At 39.8% G+C, this 15,818-nt stretch carries 18 protein-coding genes; 11 read left to right on the top strand and 7 right to left on the bottom strand.

The window, feature by feature from the left end:
• Positions 1–7: 7 nt before the first annotated feature.
• The 3 genes from ACRPLQ_RS13495 to ACRPLQ_RS13485 all read left to right on the top strand — a co-directional run bounded on the left by ACRPLQ_RS13495 (position 8) and on the right by ACRPLQ_RS13485 (position 1,400).
• A complete protein-coding gene (locus ACRPLQ_RS13495; protein ID WP_223546654.1) occupies positions 8–517 on the top strand; it encodes an SUKH-4 family immunity protein in 510 nt (169 codons plus the stop codon).
• A gap of 144 nt (positions 518–661) precedes the next feature.
• A complete protein-coding gene (locus tag ACRPLQ_RS13490; protein WP_028407828.1) occupies positions 662–940 on the top strand; it encodes a YesK family protein in 279 nt (92 codons plus the stop codon).
• 1 nt (position 941) lies between these two features.
• Positions 942–1,400, top strand: coding sequence for an N-acetyltransferase family protein (locus ACRPLQ_RS13485; protein ID WP_432236051.1), 459 nt, complete (start codon positions 942–944; stop codon positions 1,398–1,400).
• 76 nt (positions 1,401–1,476) lie between these two features.
• Here ACRPLQ_RS13485 and ACRPLQ_RS13480 read toward each other — a convergent pair whose 3' ends face one another.
• From ACRPLQ_RS13480 to nagA, 6 genes are all read right to left on the bottom strand, one after another.
• Positions 1,477–1,656, bottom strand: coding sequence for a hypothetical protein (locus tag ACRPLQ_RS13480; protein ID WP_080963412.1), 180 nt, complete (start codon positions 1,654–1,656; stop codon positions 1,477–1,479).
• Between the two features lie 97 nt (positions 1,657–1,753).
• A complete protein-coding gene (locus tag ACRPLQ_RS13475) occupies positions 1,754–2,266 on the bottom strand; it encodes a DUF6241 domain-containing protein (RefSeq protein WP_165635634.1) in 513 nt (170 codons plus the stop codon).
• 351 nt (positions 2,267–2,617) lie between these two features.
• Positions 2,618–3,343: an SIS domain-containing protein gene (locus ACRPLQ_RS13470; RefSeq protein ID WP_165635635.1), complete on the bottom strand. Its 726-nt coding sequence runs from the start codon at positions 3,341–3,343 to the stop codon at positions 2,618–2,620.
• A 17-nt stretch (positions 3,344–3,360) separates the two neighbouring features.
• The gene (locus ACRPLQ_RS13465; protein WP_367078459.1) at positions 3,361–4,086 is read right to left on the bottom strand and encodes a GntR family transcriptional regulator; all 726 of its coding nucleotides are present in this window, start codon (positions 4,084–4,086) and stop codon (positions 3,361–3,363) included.
• A 57-nt stretch (positions 4,087–4,143) separates the two neighbouring features.
• Complete coding sequence (nagB, locus tag ACRPLQ_RS13460) at positions 4,144–4,881, bottom strand: glucosamine-6-phosphate deaminase (RefSeq protein ID WP_116371952.1); 738 nt, start codon at positions 4,879–4,881, stop codon at positions 4,144–4,146.
• A 2-nt stretch (positions 4,882–4,883) separates the two neighbouring features.
• The gene (nagA, locus tag ACRPLQ_RS13455; protein ID WP_367078457.1) at positions 4,884–6,068 is read right to left on the bottom strand and encodes an N-acetylglucosamine-6-phosphate deacetylase; all 1,185 of its coding nucleotides are present in this window, start codon (positions 6,066–6,068) and stop codon (positions 4,884–4,886) included.
• A gap of 328 nt (positions 6,069–6,396) precedes the next feature.
• On the opposite strand from nagA, the gene nagE reads away from it, so the two are divergent.
• The 4 genes from nagE (at position 6,397) to ACRPLQ_RS13435 (ending at position 10,122) form a co-directional block, all read left to right on the top strand.
• Positions 6,397–8,274 carry an N-acetylglucosamine-specific PTS transporter subunit IIBC gene (gene nagE / locus ACRPLQ_RS13450; protein WP_165635637.1) on the top strand — a complete coding sequence of 626 codons (1,878 nt, stop codon included), beginning with the start codon at positions 6,397–6,399 and terminating at the stop codon, positions 8,272–8,274.
• Positions 8,275–8,501: 227 nt separating this feature from the next.
• The gene (locus tag ACRPLQ_RS13445; protein WP_033579488.1) at positions 8,502–9,221 is read left to right on the top strand and encodes a DUF554 domain-containing protein; all 720 of its coding nucleotides are present in this window, start codon (positions 8,502–8,504) and stop codon (positions 9,219–9,221) included.
• Between the two features lie 129 nt (positions 9,222–9,350).
• Positions 9,351–9,725, top strand: coding sequence for a VOC family protein (locus ACRPLQ_RS13440; protein WP_165635639.1), 375 nt, complete (start codon positions 9,351–9,353; stop codon positions 9,723–9,725).
• A 79-nt stretch (positions 9,726–9,804) separates the two neighbouring features.
• Positions 9,805–10,122 carry a hypothetical protein gene (locus ACRPLQ_RS13435; RefSeq protein WP_013082157.1) on the top strand — a complete coding sequence of 106 codons (318 nt, stop codon included), beginning with the start codon at positions 9,805–9,807 and terminating at the stop codon, positions 10,120–10,122.
• Positions 10,123–10,165: 43 nt separating this feature from the next.
• Here the strand turns inward: ACRPLQ_RS13435 and ACRPLQ_RS13430 are convergent, their stop codons facing one another.
• On the bottom strand, positions 10,166–10,483 hold the full coding sequence (locus ACRPLQ_RS13430) for an iron-sulfur cluster biosynthesis family protein (RefSeq protein WP_028414219.1): 318 nt from the start codon (positions 10,481–10,483) through the stop codon (positions 10,166–10,168).
• 507 nt (positions 10,484–10,990) lie between these two features.
• On the opposite strand from ACRPLQ_RS13430, the gene ACRPLQ_RS13425 reads away from it, so the two are divergent.
• Genes ACRPLQ_RS13425 through ACRPLQ_RS13410 form a run of 4 tightly spaced genes read left to right on the top strand, consistent with a single transcriptional unit; the run spans position 10,991 to position 15,772 of the window.
• A complete protein-coding gene (locus ACRPLQ_RS13425; RefSeq protein ID WP_328170478.1) occupies positions 10,991–12,685 on the top strand; it encodes a DUF6583 family protein in 1,695 nt (564 codons plus the stop codon).
• A gap of 14 nt (positions 12,686–12,699) precedes the next feature.
• Positions 12,700–13,923 (top strand): ABC transporter permease, encoded by a 1,224-nt coding sequence (locus tag ACRPLQ_RS13420; RefSeq protein ID WP_432236050.1) that lies wholly within the window; start codon positions 12,700–12,702, stop codon positions 13,921–13,923.
• Positions 13,920–15,065, top strand: coding sequence for an ABC transporter permease (locus ACRPLQ_RS13415; RefSeq protein ID WP_367078454.1), 1,146 nt, complete (start codon positions 13,920–13,922; stop codon positions 15,063–15,065). Before ACRPLQ_RS13420 ends, ACRPLQ_RS13415 begins: the two co-directional genes overlap by 4 nt.
• Positions 15,062–15,772: an ABC transporter ATP-binding protein gene (locus ACRPLQ_RS13410; protein ID WP_182029583.1), complete on the top strand. Its 711-nt coding sequence runs from the start codon at positions 15,062–15,064 to the stop codon at positions 15,770–15,772. Before ACRPLQ_RS13415 ends, ACRPLQ_RS13410 begins: the two co-directional genes overlap by 4 nt.
• Positions 15,773–15,818 lie beyond the last annotated feature (46 nt).

Genomic DNA, 15,818 nt, shown 5'->3' with positions numbered 1-15,818 from the left:
GTCAAATGTGATGCAACGACAGGAAAAACGAATGAAGTTTGATGCCGAACAGCTTGCACCCCTTGATATTGATAAAGAGACAAAGAAGTTGCTAACAGAAAAAGGATTGCCCAAAGAAGCTTCACCATTTCTAGAGTTCGTTTCATCCAAAGGAAAGCTAACAACATTATGCGAAACATTTGAGTTATCATCTCGCTACCAGCACTATTGGTTTTTAGGAACAACCGGCGCTGGAGATCCAATTTGTCTTCATCAAAAAAACGGTTCGGTTGTGCTGCTCGATACGTCCAACGATGACTGCGAGCGTTTCGTGAATACAACTTTTCCGCAGTTTTTAGCATGCTTAGATGTGTTTGAAGAGCTAGTAGAAGAAACGATTCAAGCAAACGGAGAATCTGCATACTTAGAGCGACACATTCCTGCTGAGGTGCTGCAGCGATGCAAAAAACGTATGAATGAAATTGATGAAGCTTGCTTAGCCCCTTATTCTTTTTGGTTCAAAGAACTTTCTTTTTAATAATATAGTAGAAAAATAGACATGGCCGTTTTGGTCATGTCTATTTAGTTGTGGCTGCAGGGCTATTAATATAGATAGAATAAATAAAAATGATAGTATATAATGGATATAAATTCCTTTTTTTAGAGAAGGAGGAGGGTGTAAATGATTTCTTTATTTGGATTAATGGGTGCTTTCTTCGTGCTGCTTTTTGGTGCGTCGTATTTCTTCTATAGAAAGAACTCGCCCGTCCAGTACGGAATTTCACTTAGCAGCATGCTAATAAGCATATTTCTATTTCTATATAGCATATTTGGAGTTGGCGGCTTTGAAGGAATGGGTCTTGGTGCTTTAGCGGCTGCTTTGTTCTTGGCATCGGTTCTGAGCTTGTTCGTCAGCGTTCTTTTTAATATCATAAATAGACACGGGAAAGGTGCTGTGTGAAATGGGGGAAATAACCTTTAGAGAAGCGGTGCGGGAAGATTTAGATCAAATTGTTGAAATGCTTGCTGATGATATGCTTGGAAGCAAACGAGAGCGCTACGAATCACCGCTTCCCGCCTGTTATGTTCAAGCATTTCAGGCAATTGATGCGGATCCAAACAATGAACTGATTGTCGCATGTAAAGATAGTGAAGTAATAGGTGTTCAACAACTAACCTTTACGCCTCACATTGCACGACAAGGCGGGTGGAGAGCAACAATTGAAGGAGTTCGAACCGCTTCGTCACAGCGCGGAAAAGGGGTTGGCTATCAGCTGATTACATGGGCGATTGAACGAGCGAAAGAACGCAATTGTCAGTTGATACAATTAACAACGGACAAGGAACGGTCGGAGGCTTTGCGTTTCTATCAAAAGCTTGGATTCACAGCTTCTCATGAAGGATTAAAGCTCCATTTGTAATTCGCTGCTAATGGTTATGAACATAAAATAATGAGTACGATAGAAAGAGAAGAGGTTGAGACACAACGAAATTAAATCAATCTAAAGACGAACAAATGGGATACATGAGCTGAACCGCTTGTGACACCGCAGTTGATTTCCGTGCAAGACTTCGCTTTCCGCGGGCGGACGCTGAGCCTCCTCGTCGCATACGCTCCTGCGGGGTCTCACCCCTTCCGCTTTTCCCGCAGGAGTCTTCGTCTTGCTCTCCAATCAACTGCTAGAAGCAACTAAACAGATTAAATCTGCGTTCATCCTGCAACAAAAATACTTTTGTCTCAAGTATTTTTCTGCATCTAGTTTACTGCAAGAAACTAACGGAAATTGTTTTTAATAAATGTTTTTTCGTCCGATTCGCTGAGTCTGCCGGTTGCTTCTCCAATGTTTCCTCCTTGAAGGGTCCAAAAGTAATTATGCTCTTCTACTACCTTACTAAAATCATTATTCTCCCATCTATTTAAAATTTGAAGAAGCTGAGCTTTATGTTCAAATTCATTTATCTCTAATACATGTTTAACTTTTTGAATATTAGCCGAAGTCATTTCAACTGCGCCCCATTTATCAGGAGAATATACTTTTTGGTGAGTCATTTTATGCATCGTTTCAATAACTGTTTCTTCACTGGTAGATTGATTCAGTTCAACTTCGGGCTCAGGCGTTCCTCCTATGTAAGAAACTTGCTCTTCTAATTCTTGGTTTTTTTCCTTACTTTCTTTAGCTGCTGGAAGGGCAGATTTAGTATGGAAAGCGCTAATCAACCCAACACCTAATGCAATAATTACCGTACAGCAGGCTACTATAAATGTCCAAAATAGGATCTTCTTCATAAAACGTTAGCTCCTCACTTCATAAAAAATATGTATATATACCTAATTATGTATAAGTATAAACTTATTTACTAGTATAGTAAATATAAGGTACTAGTATATTGCCATTGTAGTAGATAGTGAGAATGACACGAAGTGGAGTAGCGGTACCGACAATTATTATTTGACACCTAAGGTATAAAAGAGTATACTTATGTTAAACATAGTAATTATGTCGGATAAGTAGGTTATGGTGCTGTGAACAAGACTTCTACTGATAAAGAGGAGATCTAGTCCAAAACGTACAGTCCGACTTTGATGAGATGCTTTCAAGCATCTTTTTTTTGTGCAAAAAAACAGCCACAGGGGCTGTTATAGGGCAGTAATTCTTCCTTTGTAAGCATCAATCAACCGCTGGTTATGTTCATCTGAACCTTCCATGTTTCCGCTTAAAAAGACAGGAGGCGTGATGCCGCGGCTGAGCAGTTTTTGTATGGCTTTAGATAGGACATCATTTAGGATAGCGCCTCCAATTATAGTAGAACCAGAAGCGAAGGAAATGTCTTGCTGATGAAGAAGAACGTCTCCTTTTGGAATATGATTATTAATAACAAGATCCACGACATCATGAAGGTATTTTCCGCTTTTATGTCGCGAAGCCCGGCTCGTGGCATAAGAAGGAGAGGTAAGCCCGATAACAAAGGCGCCTTTTTCTTTTGCAATCAAAGCTACATCAATCGGAACGGGATTTACGCCCGATGTAGAAATGACAATCATGATATCGCCTGGTACGATATCTTCTTTTTCCATAAAGGTGGAGGCATAGTCGTTTTTACGCTCTAGCTGTGAAGAGCGCGAAGCTCCTTTATGAAGCATCAGTTCTTCCACAAAAATAGGATGAATCGGCGCAAGCCCTCCAGAACGGTAAAACACTTCTTCCGTTAAAATATGAGAATGACCGCACCCAAATAAATGAATGAGGTGATGAGAAGCCAATTGCTGTGAGATTTTCTCGGCTGCGGATTCTATTGCCTGCTGTTCATGCGCATCCACTTTAGCAAGCAGTTTTGTTAGTTCCTGTAGATATAAACTAGACATAAAAAAACTCCTTAGTTTTAAGATCGTGTCATGTTAATCGTAAACTTATAGCGGTCTGCTCGGTACGAAGACTTCACCACTTCAAGCGGCGTGCCGTCTTGCAAATACGTATTTCGTTGAATCAGTAGAACGGGTGAATATGAGTTGATTCCAAGATGCTTCACTTCGGTTTCAGAAGCTAAAATGGATTCTAACGTTTGATTGGCTTCGCCAATTTTCAGCCCGAGCTCTTCTTCTATATAGCGGTAAAGAGAGTCGTTAACAATGGATTCTGTTAACCCTTTGACTAAGTTAGCGGATACATATACGCTTTCGAGCGCCATTGGCACGTCATCAGCTAAACGAATACGCTTGATTTCATAAACAGGTGCATGAAGAGAAATGTGCAGCTGCTCGGCAATTTTTTCTGAAGCCGCAATGATTTCAAAGCTCAGCAATTTACTGCTTGGCACCATTCCACGCGCTTTCATATCTTCTGTAAAACTCGTTAATCCAATGAGCTGCTGCTCCAGTTTTTTTTCAGATACAAAGGTACCGCGGCCTTTTTGACGATATAAATAACCGTCGTTTACTAAATTGTTAATTGCTTGGCGAACGGTCATTCTGCTGATTTCAAATCGTTCTGCAAACTCGCGTTCAGAAGGAAGCGAATCATTTGGTTTTAACTCTCCGTTTTCAATTTGTTTTTTCAACTGTTCTTCAATTTGATAATAAATCGGAAGAGGTGAGCTTTTATCAATCACTTAAGTTCTCTCCTTTATGTAAACCTCCTCATCTAAAAAAGACGAGGAGGCTATAAATTAAACCGTAGTCGATACTTTAGCTAAAGCTTCTTGGTCCGCAATAATTGTAACACAGTGATGCTTCTTTAAAATAGAAGCAGGGAAGTCTTCTGTGATTTCTCCGTTAAGCAGCTGATACATCGCTTCTGCTTTGGCTTCCCCGGAGATAAGCAGTAAAATTTCTTTGCTTTTCATAATCGATTCAATTCCCATTGTAATAGCCTGAGTAGGCACTTCGTCAAGAGAATTAAAGTAGCGCGCATTGGCTTTTCGCGTTGACTCTTCTAACGTCACAATATGAGTAGGAGAGTTGAATGACGTACCAGGTTCGTTAAAGCCAATGTGTCCGTTTTGGCCGATTCCAAGAATCTGAAGGTCAATGCCTCCATGATTTTGAATCATTTCATCGTAGCGGCGGCATTCTTCTTCAGGCGTATCAGCTAAGCCGTTAGGAACGTGCGTGCTGCTTACGTCAATATCAATGTGATTAAATAACGCATCTGCCATATAGTAGTGATAGCTGTTTGGATCTTGCGGCTTCATTCCGACATATTCATCTAAGTTAAAGGAAGTAACGTGTTTGTAAGACGTGCCGTGCTCTTTATGATCTTGAATTAAACGATCATATAATCCTTTCGGCGTGCCTCCCGTTGCAAGTCCCAGATTCATATTTGGCTTTTCATGAAGTTTGCTAATCAGCATATCAGCTGCTTTTGCACTCATTTCACTGTAGTTTTTCACTTGGATGATATTCATTGTTAGTCCTCCTTTTGAAAGCTCAATGTGCCTCGGCAAAATGTCATTTCAACATCTAAGTTTTCATTTAACACCACGATATCCGCATCTTTTCCAATTTTAAGGCTTCCTTTTGTATCAAACAGGTTAAGCTGTTTTGCTGGGTTTTCAGCAGTCATTTTTACGATGTCTTCTAATGAGCAGTTCGTAAAGCTCATCGTGTTTTTAATTGCATCGTTCATCTTTAAGATGCTTCCCGCTAACGTTCCATCTGCAAGGGTAGCCGTTGTGTCGTTTACGTGAACAGGCTGTCCTCCTAAATCATACGTACCGTTTTTTAGCCATTTGGCACGAAGAGAATCCGTGATAAGAATCATGCGTTCACTTGTGATTTGATCGTACGCAAGCTTGACCATTTCAGGTCGGCAGTGGATGCCGTCTGTAATCAGCTCTACAAATAATTCATCTCTCAAATAAGCGGCGCCCAATACGCCGGGCTCTCTATGGTGAAGACCGCGCATGCCGTTATATAAGTGCGTAATATGAGAAGCTCCTGCTTCGATGGCTTCACCAACTTGATCATATGTGCTGTCGGAGTGGCCAATAGAAGCGACGACGTTTGTTTCTTTTAAATAAGAAGTAAGCGCTAAGCCGTTTGGCTGCTCTGGAGCTAACGTAACAAGTTTAATATGTCCTCCGGCTGCTTTTTGCCACTCTTGAAACAGTGCCACATTCGGATCTTGAATGTGAGTGGGGGGCTGCGCGCCCGCACGTTTTGGTGAAATAAACGGACCTTCTAAGTGAATACCAACTACTTCAGCATCCGCATCTATTTGCTCTTCGATATAAGCGCCCGCGTTGCGAAGTGCTTTTTCAACCGCTTCATTCGACTGCGTCATAGTAGTTGCTAAAAAGCTTGTTGTACCTTCTTTTGGAAGCGTGCGCGCCATTGTTTTTAATGCTTCTGCTGTACCGTCCATAGCGTCCGCATTGTTAACGCCATGAATATGCACGTCAATGGCACCAGGAATCACTTTATAGGAAGGAGAAAGTTCAATTACATGGTCTTTCGGCTGACGTACGTATTGATGGATCTCTCCGATTTCAGTAATTTTCTTGTTCGTTAGTTTAATATACCCGTTTTTTAATGTCTGATTTTCACTATAAACGGTTACATTATAAATAATGATGGATGAATGTGTATCCATACATACACTCCTTTGCTCGTTGTATTGATTTAAGTGTAACGCTTTTTGGAATAGTTGTCTATACCAGTTGATGCTTTTTTGTGAATTAGAAAGTTTTGTAAGGGCTTTTAACATTGATATAGAGAGGTTTTTAAAAAGAAAATTGGTATAGACAACTATATATTTTATGTGCTAGTATGAGTCCATGCAGTAAAACCGCCGTCATTTCAGCTGATGATGTAATCATAGGACAGGGATGAATGCGGTAACTTGTCATCCGATAAATATTGTTACGAAAATCCTTGCTCGTAACATCGGGTTAAATACGTTATACAAAGGGGATAGAAACATGCTGAATTTTTTACAACGTATTGGTAAATCGCTTATGCTGCCAATCGCAGTATTACCTGCTGCGGCATTGCTTCTTCGTTTGGGTCAAAAGGACTTATTAGATATTCCATTTATGGCTCAAGCCGGAGATGCGATTTTTGCGAATTTAGCACTACTGTTTGCACTCGGTATTGCTGTAGGGCTTTCAAAAGATGGAAGCGGCGCAGCAGCACTTGCCGGAGTGGTCGGTTATTTTGTGTTAACAAAAGGAACTGTAGCTATTGATAAAGATATTAACATGGGTGTACTCGGCGGGATCGTCTCGGGGGTAACGGCTGGTTTACTATACAATCGTTTCTCAGCGATTAAGCTGCCCGAGTGGCTCGGCTTCTTTGCAGGAAAGCGGTTTGTACCGATTATTACTTCAGTCGTTATGCTTGCGCTTGCAGGAATTTTCGGGGTTATTTGGCCGCCGATTCAAGATCAAATTAACAACTTAGGAACGTGGATTACAGGAGCAGGAGCGCTTGGTGCAGGTATATACGGATTTTTAAACCGTCTGTTGATTCCAATTGGACTGCATCACGTGTTAAACAGCTTAGTATGGTTTGTATTCGGAGACTATCACGGCGTAACGGGAGATTTGAATCGCTTCTTTAAAGGAGATCCAACGGCAGGAACGTTCATGTCTGGATTCTTCCCGGTTATGATGTTTGGTTTACCGGCAGCTGCGCTTGCGATGATTGCAGCAGCTAAAAAAGAAAAGCGCAAACAAGTCAGCGGTATGTTAATCGGACTTGCGGTTACATCTTTTTTAACAGGAATTACGGAACCAATTGAATTTCTATTTATGTTCGTAGCACCGCTATTATACGTTATTCATGCCGTTTTAACAGGAATTTCGATGGCTTTAGCCGTTGCTCTTGGCATTCACGCTGGATTTGGATTTTCAGCAGGTGCCATTGACTTCTTCTTAAACTACGGAATTTCACAAAAACCGCTGCTGTTAGCGGGAATTGGAATTGTATATGCGGTCATTTACTTTGTCATTTTCTACACGCTGATCAAAGCATTAAATTTAAAAACACCGGGACGTGAAGATGATGAAGAAGTAGACACATCAAACGAAACGGTTGTAGCAACAGGAGATAAATATGTGGATATGGCATCGTATTTTATTGAAGATTTAGGCGGAAAAGAAAACTTAACCGTAATTGATAACTGTGCGACTCGTCTTCGCTTACAAGTAGCTGATGCTAGCAATATTAATGAAGTTGCCTTAAAGCGCCACGGAGCGAGAGGAATCATGAAGCTCAATAAAACAAATGTTCAAGTCATTGTCGGAACAGAAGTAGAGTTTGTTGCAGACGCAATGAATCAATTAGTTAAATACGGCACAGCGTCAACCGCTGCACCTGTTGAACAACAGGTTGTTCAAGCAGATGCACACACAGAGTTTGTGTTACCGTTTGAAGGCGTTGTAAATCCGCTTAGTGAAGTGAAAGATCAAGTGTTTTCACAAAAGATGATGGGCGACGGCTTTGCGATTGAACCGATTGAAGGAACGCTCGTATCACCGATTAACGGTGAAGTCATGACCGTGTTCCCAACAAAACATGCGATTGGCTTAAAAACAGTAGAAGGAATTGAAATTCTGATTCACGTTGGATTAGATACTGTGAATTTAAAAGGAGAAGGATTTCAAGCGCTTGTTCAAGAAGGTGACAGCGTTCAACAAGGAACACCTCTTTTACAGGTGGATTTAGAGTATGTTAAAAAGCATGCACCGTCGATTGTGACGCCGGTTGTATTTACCAACTTGCCAGCGGATAAAGAAGTGAAGCTGTTAAAAACAGGCTACCAAAAGCAAGGTACAAAAGACGTTATTACATTTTAATAAAAAGGCTGGAACAAACCTGTTCTAGTTAAAAGAAGATCCGAACGATTCATCGTTCGGATCTTTTTATGGTGATGGTGAACGTAGATTCAATCTCTTTTTCTTTTCTTCATAATTGAGAGAATTTTGTGTTAAAATTTAGGGTGTTTGATACAGCTAGTGCGCAGCAGAGAGGGAGTAGAACAAGTGAAAAAAGAAACGGCATTATTCAAAGTAAAGGTGACAGCATGTTTATTATAGGAGCATTAGTCAATGGATTAGCAATTGTTGTCGGAACATTAATGGGCAAGCTTGCTCACCGCATTCCTGAAAAAGTAAGCGTGACGGTGATGCAAGTGATGGGTTTATCCGTTATCACGCTTGGTTTGCAAATGGGCTTTAAAAGTCATCAGTTTTTAATTGTAATTTTGAGCTTAGCCATTGGAGCGGTTATTGGTGAGTTCATTGATTTAGATGAAAAGCTAAACCTTTTAGGCAATATGATTGAACGAAAATTTCAATCTCAGCAAAACGACAAGCAAACATTTAGTATGTCACAGGGCTTTGTGACAGGAACGCTAATTTTTGTTATTGGAGCGATGGCGATTGTAGGGGCATTAGACAGCGGAATACGAGGCGATCACAGCGTATTGTTTACGAAAGCGGTGATGGATGGGTTTATCTCATTGTTATTAACGACTACGCTTGGAATAGGCGTCATTTTCTCAGCGGTGCCCGTATTTCTGTACGAAGGTATCATTGCGCTATTTGCTACGCAAATTAATGCGGTTGTGCCGCAAGATTTAATGAATAGTATCATTGCCGAAGTCACAGGAGTAGGCGGCGTGTTAATTTTAGCAATTGGAATTAATTTATTAGAAATTATTAAAATTAAAGTTGCCAATTTACTGCCTTCGATTTTAATTGCGGTTGTGATTGTAGTTGTACAGCATACATATTTTTTATGAAGAAAAAGCTTGTGAATAGTATTCGCAAGCTTTTCTGTATCTATGAGCAAAAGTTAAGGAAGTAGCAGGTATAAAGTGATACGTGGATAATGGTATAGAATGAATAGAAAAACAAAAAGGAGGGTAAAAATGCCAAGTCCTGTTTTCAACAAAATGAATACGGTATTTATCCACGTATCCAATTTAAAGTCTTCAGTAAAATGGTATAGCGAGCTACTGAGTCAAGAATACAAGATGAGCGAGGTGAAGAACCCCGTTTATAACCTTAAAATTGATGGAGAAACAGGGTTAACGCTGGACGCTGGCCCAGAAGGAACAGAAAAACAAATAGTGGCTAGTCTCCATCCAATTTTTAATTTCCATACGGAAGATATTAAAGAAGCCTATGAATTTGTTAAAGGGATGGACTATACGATTGATTCTCCGATTACTTCTTTTGATGATTTTTCGTTTTTTACGATAAAAGATCCGGATGGACATGTGGTCATGATTTGTACAGGATAAGTAGTTAGCTCCAGAAGTTTAAGGTATAGTATACTAATAATAAAACCCTAATGAGATGAAGTAAGGAGAAATACTGCTTATGAAAGACAATCAACAGATTACAGCTCTTATTGCTGCACAAGTGGAGAAGTTAGCACGTCAATTTGGCTATGACTTTTTATCTGAAAAACAAGGGAATCAAACGCTTTGTCAAATTCTTCAGCGAGATGAAGACGGATCTATTTTGGCAACGCCGCTTAGTTTTCATTTACATATGAATGAAGACAAAGGAACGGGAGATATTATTTACTACCATGAACAAGGGGAATTTAAGCGTCAGCAAGTGAATGTATATGAAGAAAATAGCCTTGTGAACGTGTTATTGTTTATCCAAGAGCGGTTGAAAGTCAATCGATAAAAGACATATGCAAGAAAAAAAGCAGGGAGCTCCCTGCTTTTTTCTATGAATTGATATAGCGTAGTCCTACGCGATTATTAAAAATTTGGTTGTGATTTTTGAAGATAAAAGCACCTGCTGCGTGATCGATCACCAGCTCATTGTCGTACACTTCTTCCATGTCATCGTCAACAATAAACTCTAAGTCTTCAACCGTTACAACTTTTTCATAGGGTTGAAGGCTGCGCTTTGAAATGATCTTCATTTCATAAATTGTATTAACAATATCGCAGCTTCCCCGATCAAAAGAAAGCTGAATCATTTGGTTTTGTTCCACGTTCTGCAACGCTTCTTTTGCAGAAGGAGTGACGCGTATATTCATAAATGATATCCTCCTTTTTCTATCCTCAAATTAAATTGTGTGAAATGTATTTAGGAATACTTTATTCGATTTTTATGTCACGGGCAAGAAAAAAGCTTTCTCACTATTATTATTTCCCTTTCAAAACAGAACAAAACGCTGATGTTTTTATCATGTTTTCATAAAGACGTACATAGATATCACCTGTATGTGATGAAAGGAAAGAAGAAAAAACTGCGCTTTGTAATTCTTAGGTGTAAATACTTAATTATAGGAATATATTGTAAAAATACAAGAGGATAAGTCATTTACGTATTTTAATAGTTATTGAGATAGTTTTGAATAATTGGTTTTATTTTCAATATATTGGGTACTTAAGTAGAGTACTTTGCACACGATATTGCACCGAAAGACATCGGTTTATCGGACTAATTATTGTCTTATTTTGTCGAAGTAGTAGAATTTATGGAAACCATTCCTTATCATGTACAAAGTGACTAACAAAATACATAGGAGGTTCTGGTGTAGATGAGTGAGAAAGATCAAAACAGAACAACAGACGAAACAGCGGCTTCGCTAGAAACAGCGCCCGCTCCCAAAAAAGCGCCAGCTAAATGGATTATCATTTTGGCAGCTTTAATTGTGATTATTGGAGGAGTAATTACATTTGCTACGGTATTTAAAAAATCTCCTAAGCAGTTATATTTAATTTCTGAAGTAAATACGTATCAAAAAGCAGCAGATGAATTAGAAACGAAGTACAGTGAAACGATGGCTTATCAGGAAAAAGCGATGAAGCAGCCTTCTACCACAAATGCTACTGTCAAAGGCGGCTTTAACATGGATTCACTTTCGTATGATCCAAGCTTTAAAATGATTCAAGATCTTATCAGTAAAGCTGAAATTAAAATTAAAGCGGAACAAGATCCGAAAAAAAGTGAAGCATACGGTTCACTGGCTCTTAATATCGGCGGTTCAAAAGCGCTTGACCTAGAAGGTTTTCAAACGAAAGAAAGAATAGGCTTTAAAGCCCCGATTCTAGCAAATGAATATTTCTATTTAAACTTAGACGAATATGGACAGGTAGCGCGTAAGTTCGATCCTTCGTATTCAGGTCCTGAAACGCTTGATATTAACACGAGCAACGTAAGTTTAGAAGACTTAAAGTTAACGGAAAAAGAAAAAACCTACATTGCAAAAGAGTACGGAACGTTCATTTATGATCAGCTAGACAGCGATTATTTTACAAAAGAAAAAAATGTGGATTATAAAACAAATGGCAAAACGCTTCAGTTAACAAGCGTGACGCTTAACATGTCTGACAAAGAAACAAAACAATTTATGGATAAGCTTATTGCAAAGGTAGCAAAAGATGACAAGCTTCATACTATCTATGCAAATCACGTGTCTAAGCTGTTTAAATCTTCAGCAGCGACAAATCCAGAATTAAAAGATATGGCAGATCCAAAAGAATTGAAAAAATCAGTAAAAGAAAGTCTTCAAGACTTCCAAAAAGATGCAAAAGATATCACGTATCCTGGCGGTGTTAAATCAACCGTGTACGTTCAAGACGATGTTGTTGTAGCTCGCGATATGAACATGGGCGTAAAAAATGCTTCTAACGATAAAGGAAAACTTAACGTCGTAACTAAAAATATTCCGTATGAAGATAACAAAACGGCTAAGCAGTTCAAAGCAGTCCTAACCGATAGCACTACCGATGATGCATTTACGTTTGATATGAAAAATGACGTAACAACGGAAAGTGAAAAGAGAAAAGAAAACATGTCTATTCATTTGTTAACAAAAGATTCAAAAGATGAAGACACGAATATGACGTTTAAAATGAATTCAGTAATCAACGGTAAAACCGATGCAAAACAGACGGCTGACCGTACTTTCTCTTTAGACTTAGGTGATCAAGAAGATCTAGTAGTAAACGGAGAAGTAAAGCAGAATCAAGCAATAAGTGCTTCAAAAGGAAAAGCAGATTATTCGTTTGATATTCGTACAAAAATAGGACCAAAAGCAGATCCTGCAAACGTTACGTTAAAAATTGACTCTGCTTCTCAATTAAAAAAATCAGCCTCTATTCCAGAGCTTGACGCATCTAATGCGACAAACGTAAAAGATGTAACGCCTGAAGATATGCTGTCGATTCAAGAAAATTTCGCTAAAAATGTTCAAGGTCTCATGATGAATATGGGAACCGCTGGTTACTAAAAGGTGCAAAGCAGATGAAGATATATTTCTCTTTGACTCTTTTTACATGTAAAGCTCTATTGAAAAATATAAAATCTCTCATACTGCTAATAATGATCCCTGCTCTGTTTTTATTTGGAGCAGGGATCATTATTAGTCAGACCATGCAAGGTGAGGAGAAGGTAAATCGGTTCCCCGTGGCCATTGTGGATAAAGATGATACGGCACAAACGAAGTACGTCATCGAACAGCTGACTGAAGGTAAGCTTCGCAAGATCATGAAGCCGCTTTACACGAATGAAGAGAAAGCTAAACAGCTGCTGCAGCAAAATAAAGTGGCAGCCATTGTAACGCTGCCAAAAGGTTTTAGTCATGATATTGCTCATGGGAAAAATCAGCCTTTACACGTCATTGGAAACAACAATAAGCCGCTTCAGTCACAGCTGTTTCGCTACGTGATGGAAAGTGCAGCCGACTACACGTCAGCTGCTCAAAGCGGTATTAATACGGTTGATGCCTTTTTAGAAAAAGAAAATGTTTCCCATGAAAAGAGACGCGCAGAATTTAAGAAGAGCTTAGTAACGTTTGGGCTTCATGTATTAGATAGAGGAAGTTTATTTGATGAACAAGTAGAAACGAGTTTCTTTCAGCAGGATATGAAGCAATATTATGTGCTGTCTTTTGCTGCTTTGCTGCTTATGATTTGGAGCTACGGCGGATGGCTGCTTGCTAGTGAAACGCAGACTTCTCCCGTGCTGGATCGAATGAAAACAAGAGGTGTATCGTTTCTTCGCATTTATTTAGCGCAGCTGACGGCTCTGTTTGTTCTTTTGCTACCGGTATCTGTCGTTTTGTTTGGAAGCCTCATTAAAGGACTGAAACTGCCTGTAACCGGTACGTACGGAGAGCTTTTTCTAGGGATAAGCGGAAGTTTGTTTGCTTTTTTATGTTTGTTTTTACTTCTTCGGGTTCTTTTTTTATCACAAAAAGCTTATCAACTAACCGGCATGCTGTTTATTTTGCTGAGTGCGATTTTAAGCGGACATGTTGTGCCGGTCGTCTATTTACCAGACTGGGCGAGTGGTTTTCAGAAATGGTCACTCAACACCCGCGTCTTGGAGCTGTTATTTTATGAATTTGATGGATATAACACAAACGAAGCTTTTCTTTACCTTAAGCCTATTCTCATTACGGCAGCAGGAAGTTTTGTTCTTGCTGTTGGCTACGTGATGACTTTGCAAAGGCGGTGGAGAAAATGATCAGTGAAAAAATAAAGCAGCTGCTGAAGCGTCCTATGCTTATTGTCATGATCTTCTTTTTACCTTTAATAGGAACGGTCATCAGCAGCTCATTTTTAGCAAAAGTACAAAGTGATTCAAAAATACCCGTTGCTCTTGTCGATCAAGACCACAGCAACATGTCTAAACAAGTGCTGGATCGACTGCGGAAAACAACAGAAATTCAGTTTCTTTCTATGAATGAAGAACAAGCGAGAAAGCAGCTGGCAAAAAATAAAATTGACAGCATTTTTGTGTTTCCTAACGGATTTCAGCAAGAAGTAGAAGCGGGGAATTATCAAGGAGTCATTGATTTGCTTACGCTGCCTTCTTCCGTTGCGACAGAAGCGGTTCGAGAAGTCGTGGCCAGTGAAGTGACACGGTTAACGACAAATGTTAAAGCCGCAAATGAAGTGCGTTTTTTATATAAAGTCTATAACATTCATGCAGGACCGGATTTATGGAAAGAAGCGTATCACTATACCGATAACCAGTGGAAACCAAAGCCGCTGATGACAATTGATTACGAGGCGCAAGGAACGAAGAAGCATAAGAAGCAAGGGAGCGTTCAAATGACCGGATACGTGCCGCTATGGGGATTTTTTACGCTTTTACTTTGCTGCATTACATCAGATTGGATGATTAAAGAACGGAGTCATCTTTTTAAACGAATGAAGACGATGCAAAAAGGACTTTATGGTTATATTCGAAGCGTCAGCGCCGCTTATGCTGTGCTATACGTGCTTCAAGCTCTCATCAGTTTTGCTCTATTTAAATGGCTGTATGGAGCAGAGTCTTACGGTGTGCTGCTGTATATGTGCATCTATGTGATTGTGTGCGTTGCTTTTAGCACATGGCTTGCAAGTGAAAGTCAGCGAGTTGGCTCTTATTATATGATCAGCGTCGTCACGGTCACAGGACTCAGCATAATAGGAGGGAGCTTTTTCCCGGTAGGAGAGCTTTCTGCAACGATTGAAAGAATAAGTCAGTGGCTTCCGCAGCATCTGCTTCTGTATCAGCATACACTGCCGCTTGCGTTCATTTGGAAAGAGATAGCTGTTTCCATTGGATGCATATGTTTGTGCACGTTTAAAATAGTGTGGAATGTGAGGAGCATTAAATGATTGAAATTAACAATGTTAGCAAAACATACGGAAAAAAACAATCGTTAGCAAATGTTACGCTGACCGTAGAAAGTGGAGAAGTCATTGGTCTTTTAGGACCAAACGGCGCTGGTAAGTCAACGCTTCTGTCTATTTTGTCTACCATTACGGCTCCTTCAAGCGGGAATGTCACGATTGGAGGCTTATCGCTTAAGAAAAATCAAAAAGCGATACGAGAAGTCATTGGCTACGTTCCACAAGACATAGCGCTGTGGGAAGAGCTTAGCGTAAAAGAAAACATGAAAATGTGGAGCAAAATGACTTCACGCTCTTTGTCGAATGAACAGCTTCAGTCTCTTTGCTCAGCTGTACAGCTCGAAGGAAGATGGAAGGATAAAGTGAAAAATTTATCAGGAGGCATGAAGAGAAAGCTGAATATAGCCGTTTCACTTATTCATGAACCGTCCGTTTTGTTAATGGACGAGCCGACAGTCGGAATTGATTTGCAGTCCAAGCTTGAGATCATTCGTTATATTAAACAGCTGGCGGCAAAAGGAAAGACGATTATCTATATCACCCATGATTTGAATGAAATTTTAGGCGTGTGTGATCGGTTTGCCGTCTTAAAGGAAGGAAAGCTGGAGTTTGTCGGCACGATGGACCAAGCGAAGGAAAAGACTGGGGAAGACGCAGAAGAGAACGTTGTGTATAAGCTGCTGCATGATTAAGAGTAAACAATCATAAAAAAAGAGCCGCTTCATGAAGAAGCGGCTC

The sequence above is a fragment of the Priestia sp. TRN 1309 genome (assembly GCF_050846875.1).
GTDB classification, from domain to species: Bacteria; Bacillota; Bacilli; order Bacillales; family Bacillaceae_H; genus Priestia; species Priestia zanthoxyli.
The sequence above is the reverse complement of the archived record's forward strand: the minus strand, read 5'-3'. Positions and strand labels throughout refer to the sequence as shown.

Bases quoted from the DNA above. Each gene is read 5' to 3' on its own strand.
- ACRPLQ_RS13490 (WP_028407828.1), top strand. From the start codon at position 662: ATGATTTCTTTATTTGGATTAATGGGTGCTTTCTTCGTGCTGCTTTTT.
- ACRPLQ_RS13485 (WP_432236051.1), top strand. From the start codon at position 942: ATGGGGGAAATAACCTTTAGAGAAGCGGTGCGGGAAGATTTAGATCAA.
- ACRPLQ_RS13475 (WP_165635634.1), bottom strand. From the start codon at position 2,266: ATGAAGAAGATCCTATTTTGGACATTTATAGTAGCCTGCTGTACGGTA.
- ACRPLQ_RS13470 (WP_165635635.1), bottom strand. From the start codon at position 3,343: ATGTCTAGTTTATATCTACAGGAACTAACAAAACTGCTTGCTAAAGTG.
- nagB (WP_116371952.1), bottom strand. From the start codon at position 4,881: ATGAATATCATCCAAGTGAAAAACTACAGTGAAATGAGTGCAAAAGCA.
- nagA (WP_367078457.1), bottom strand. From the start codon at position 6,068: ATGGATACACATTCATCCATCATTATTTATAATGTAACCGTTTATAGT.
- nagE (WP_165635637.1), top strand. From the start codon at position 6,397: ATGCTGAATTTTTTACAACGTATTGGTAAATCGCTTATGCTGCCAATC.
- ACRPLQ_RS13445 (WP_033579488.1), top strand. From the start codon at position 8,502: ATGTTTATTATAGGAGCATTAGTCAATGGATTAGCAATTGTTGTCGGA.
- ACRPLQ_RS13440 (WP_165635639.1), top strand. From the start codon at position 9,351: ATGCCAAGTCCTGTTTTCAACAAAATGAATACGGTATTTATCCACGTA.
- ACRPLQ_RS13435 (WP_013082157.1), top strand. From the start codon at position 9,805: ATGAAAGACAATCAACAGATTACAGCTCTTATTGCTGCACAAGTGGAG.
- ACRPLQ_RS13430 (WP_028414219.1), bottom strand. From the start codon at position 10,483: ATGAATATACGCGTCACTCCTTCTGCAAAAGAAGCGTTGCAGAACGTG.
- ACRPLQ_RS13425 (WP_328170478.1), top strand. From the start codon at position 10,991: ATGAGTGAGAAAGATCAAAACAGAACAACAGACGAAACAGCGGCTTCG.
- ACRPLQ_RS13420 (WP_432236050.1), top strand. From the start codon at position 12,700: ATGAAGATATATTTCTCTTTGACTCTTTTTACATGTAAAGCTCTATTG.
- ACRPLQ_RS13415 (WP_367078454.1), top strand. From the start codon at position 13,920: ATGATCAGTGAAAAAATAAAGCAGCTGCTGAAGCGTCCTATGCTTATT.
- ACRPLQ_RS13410 (WP_182029583.1), top strand. From the start codon at position 15,062: ATGATTGAAATTAACAATGTTAGCAAAACATACGGAAAAAAACAATCG.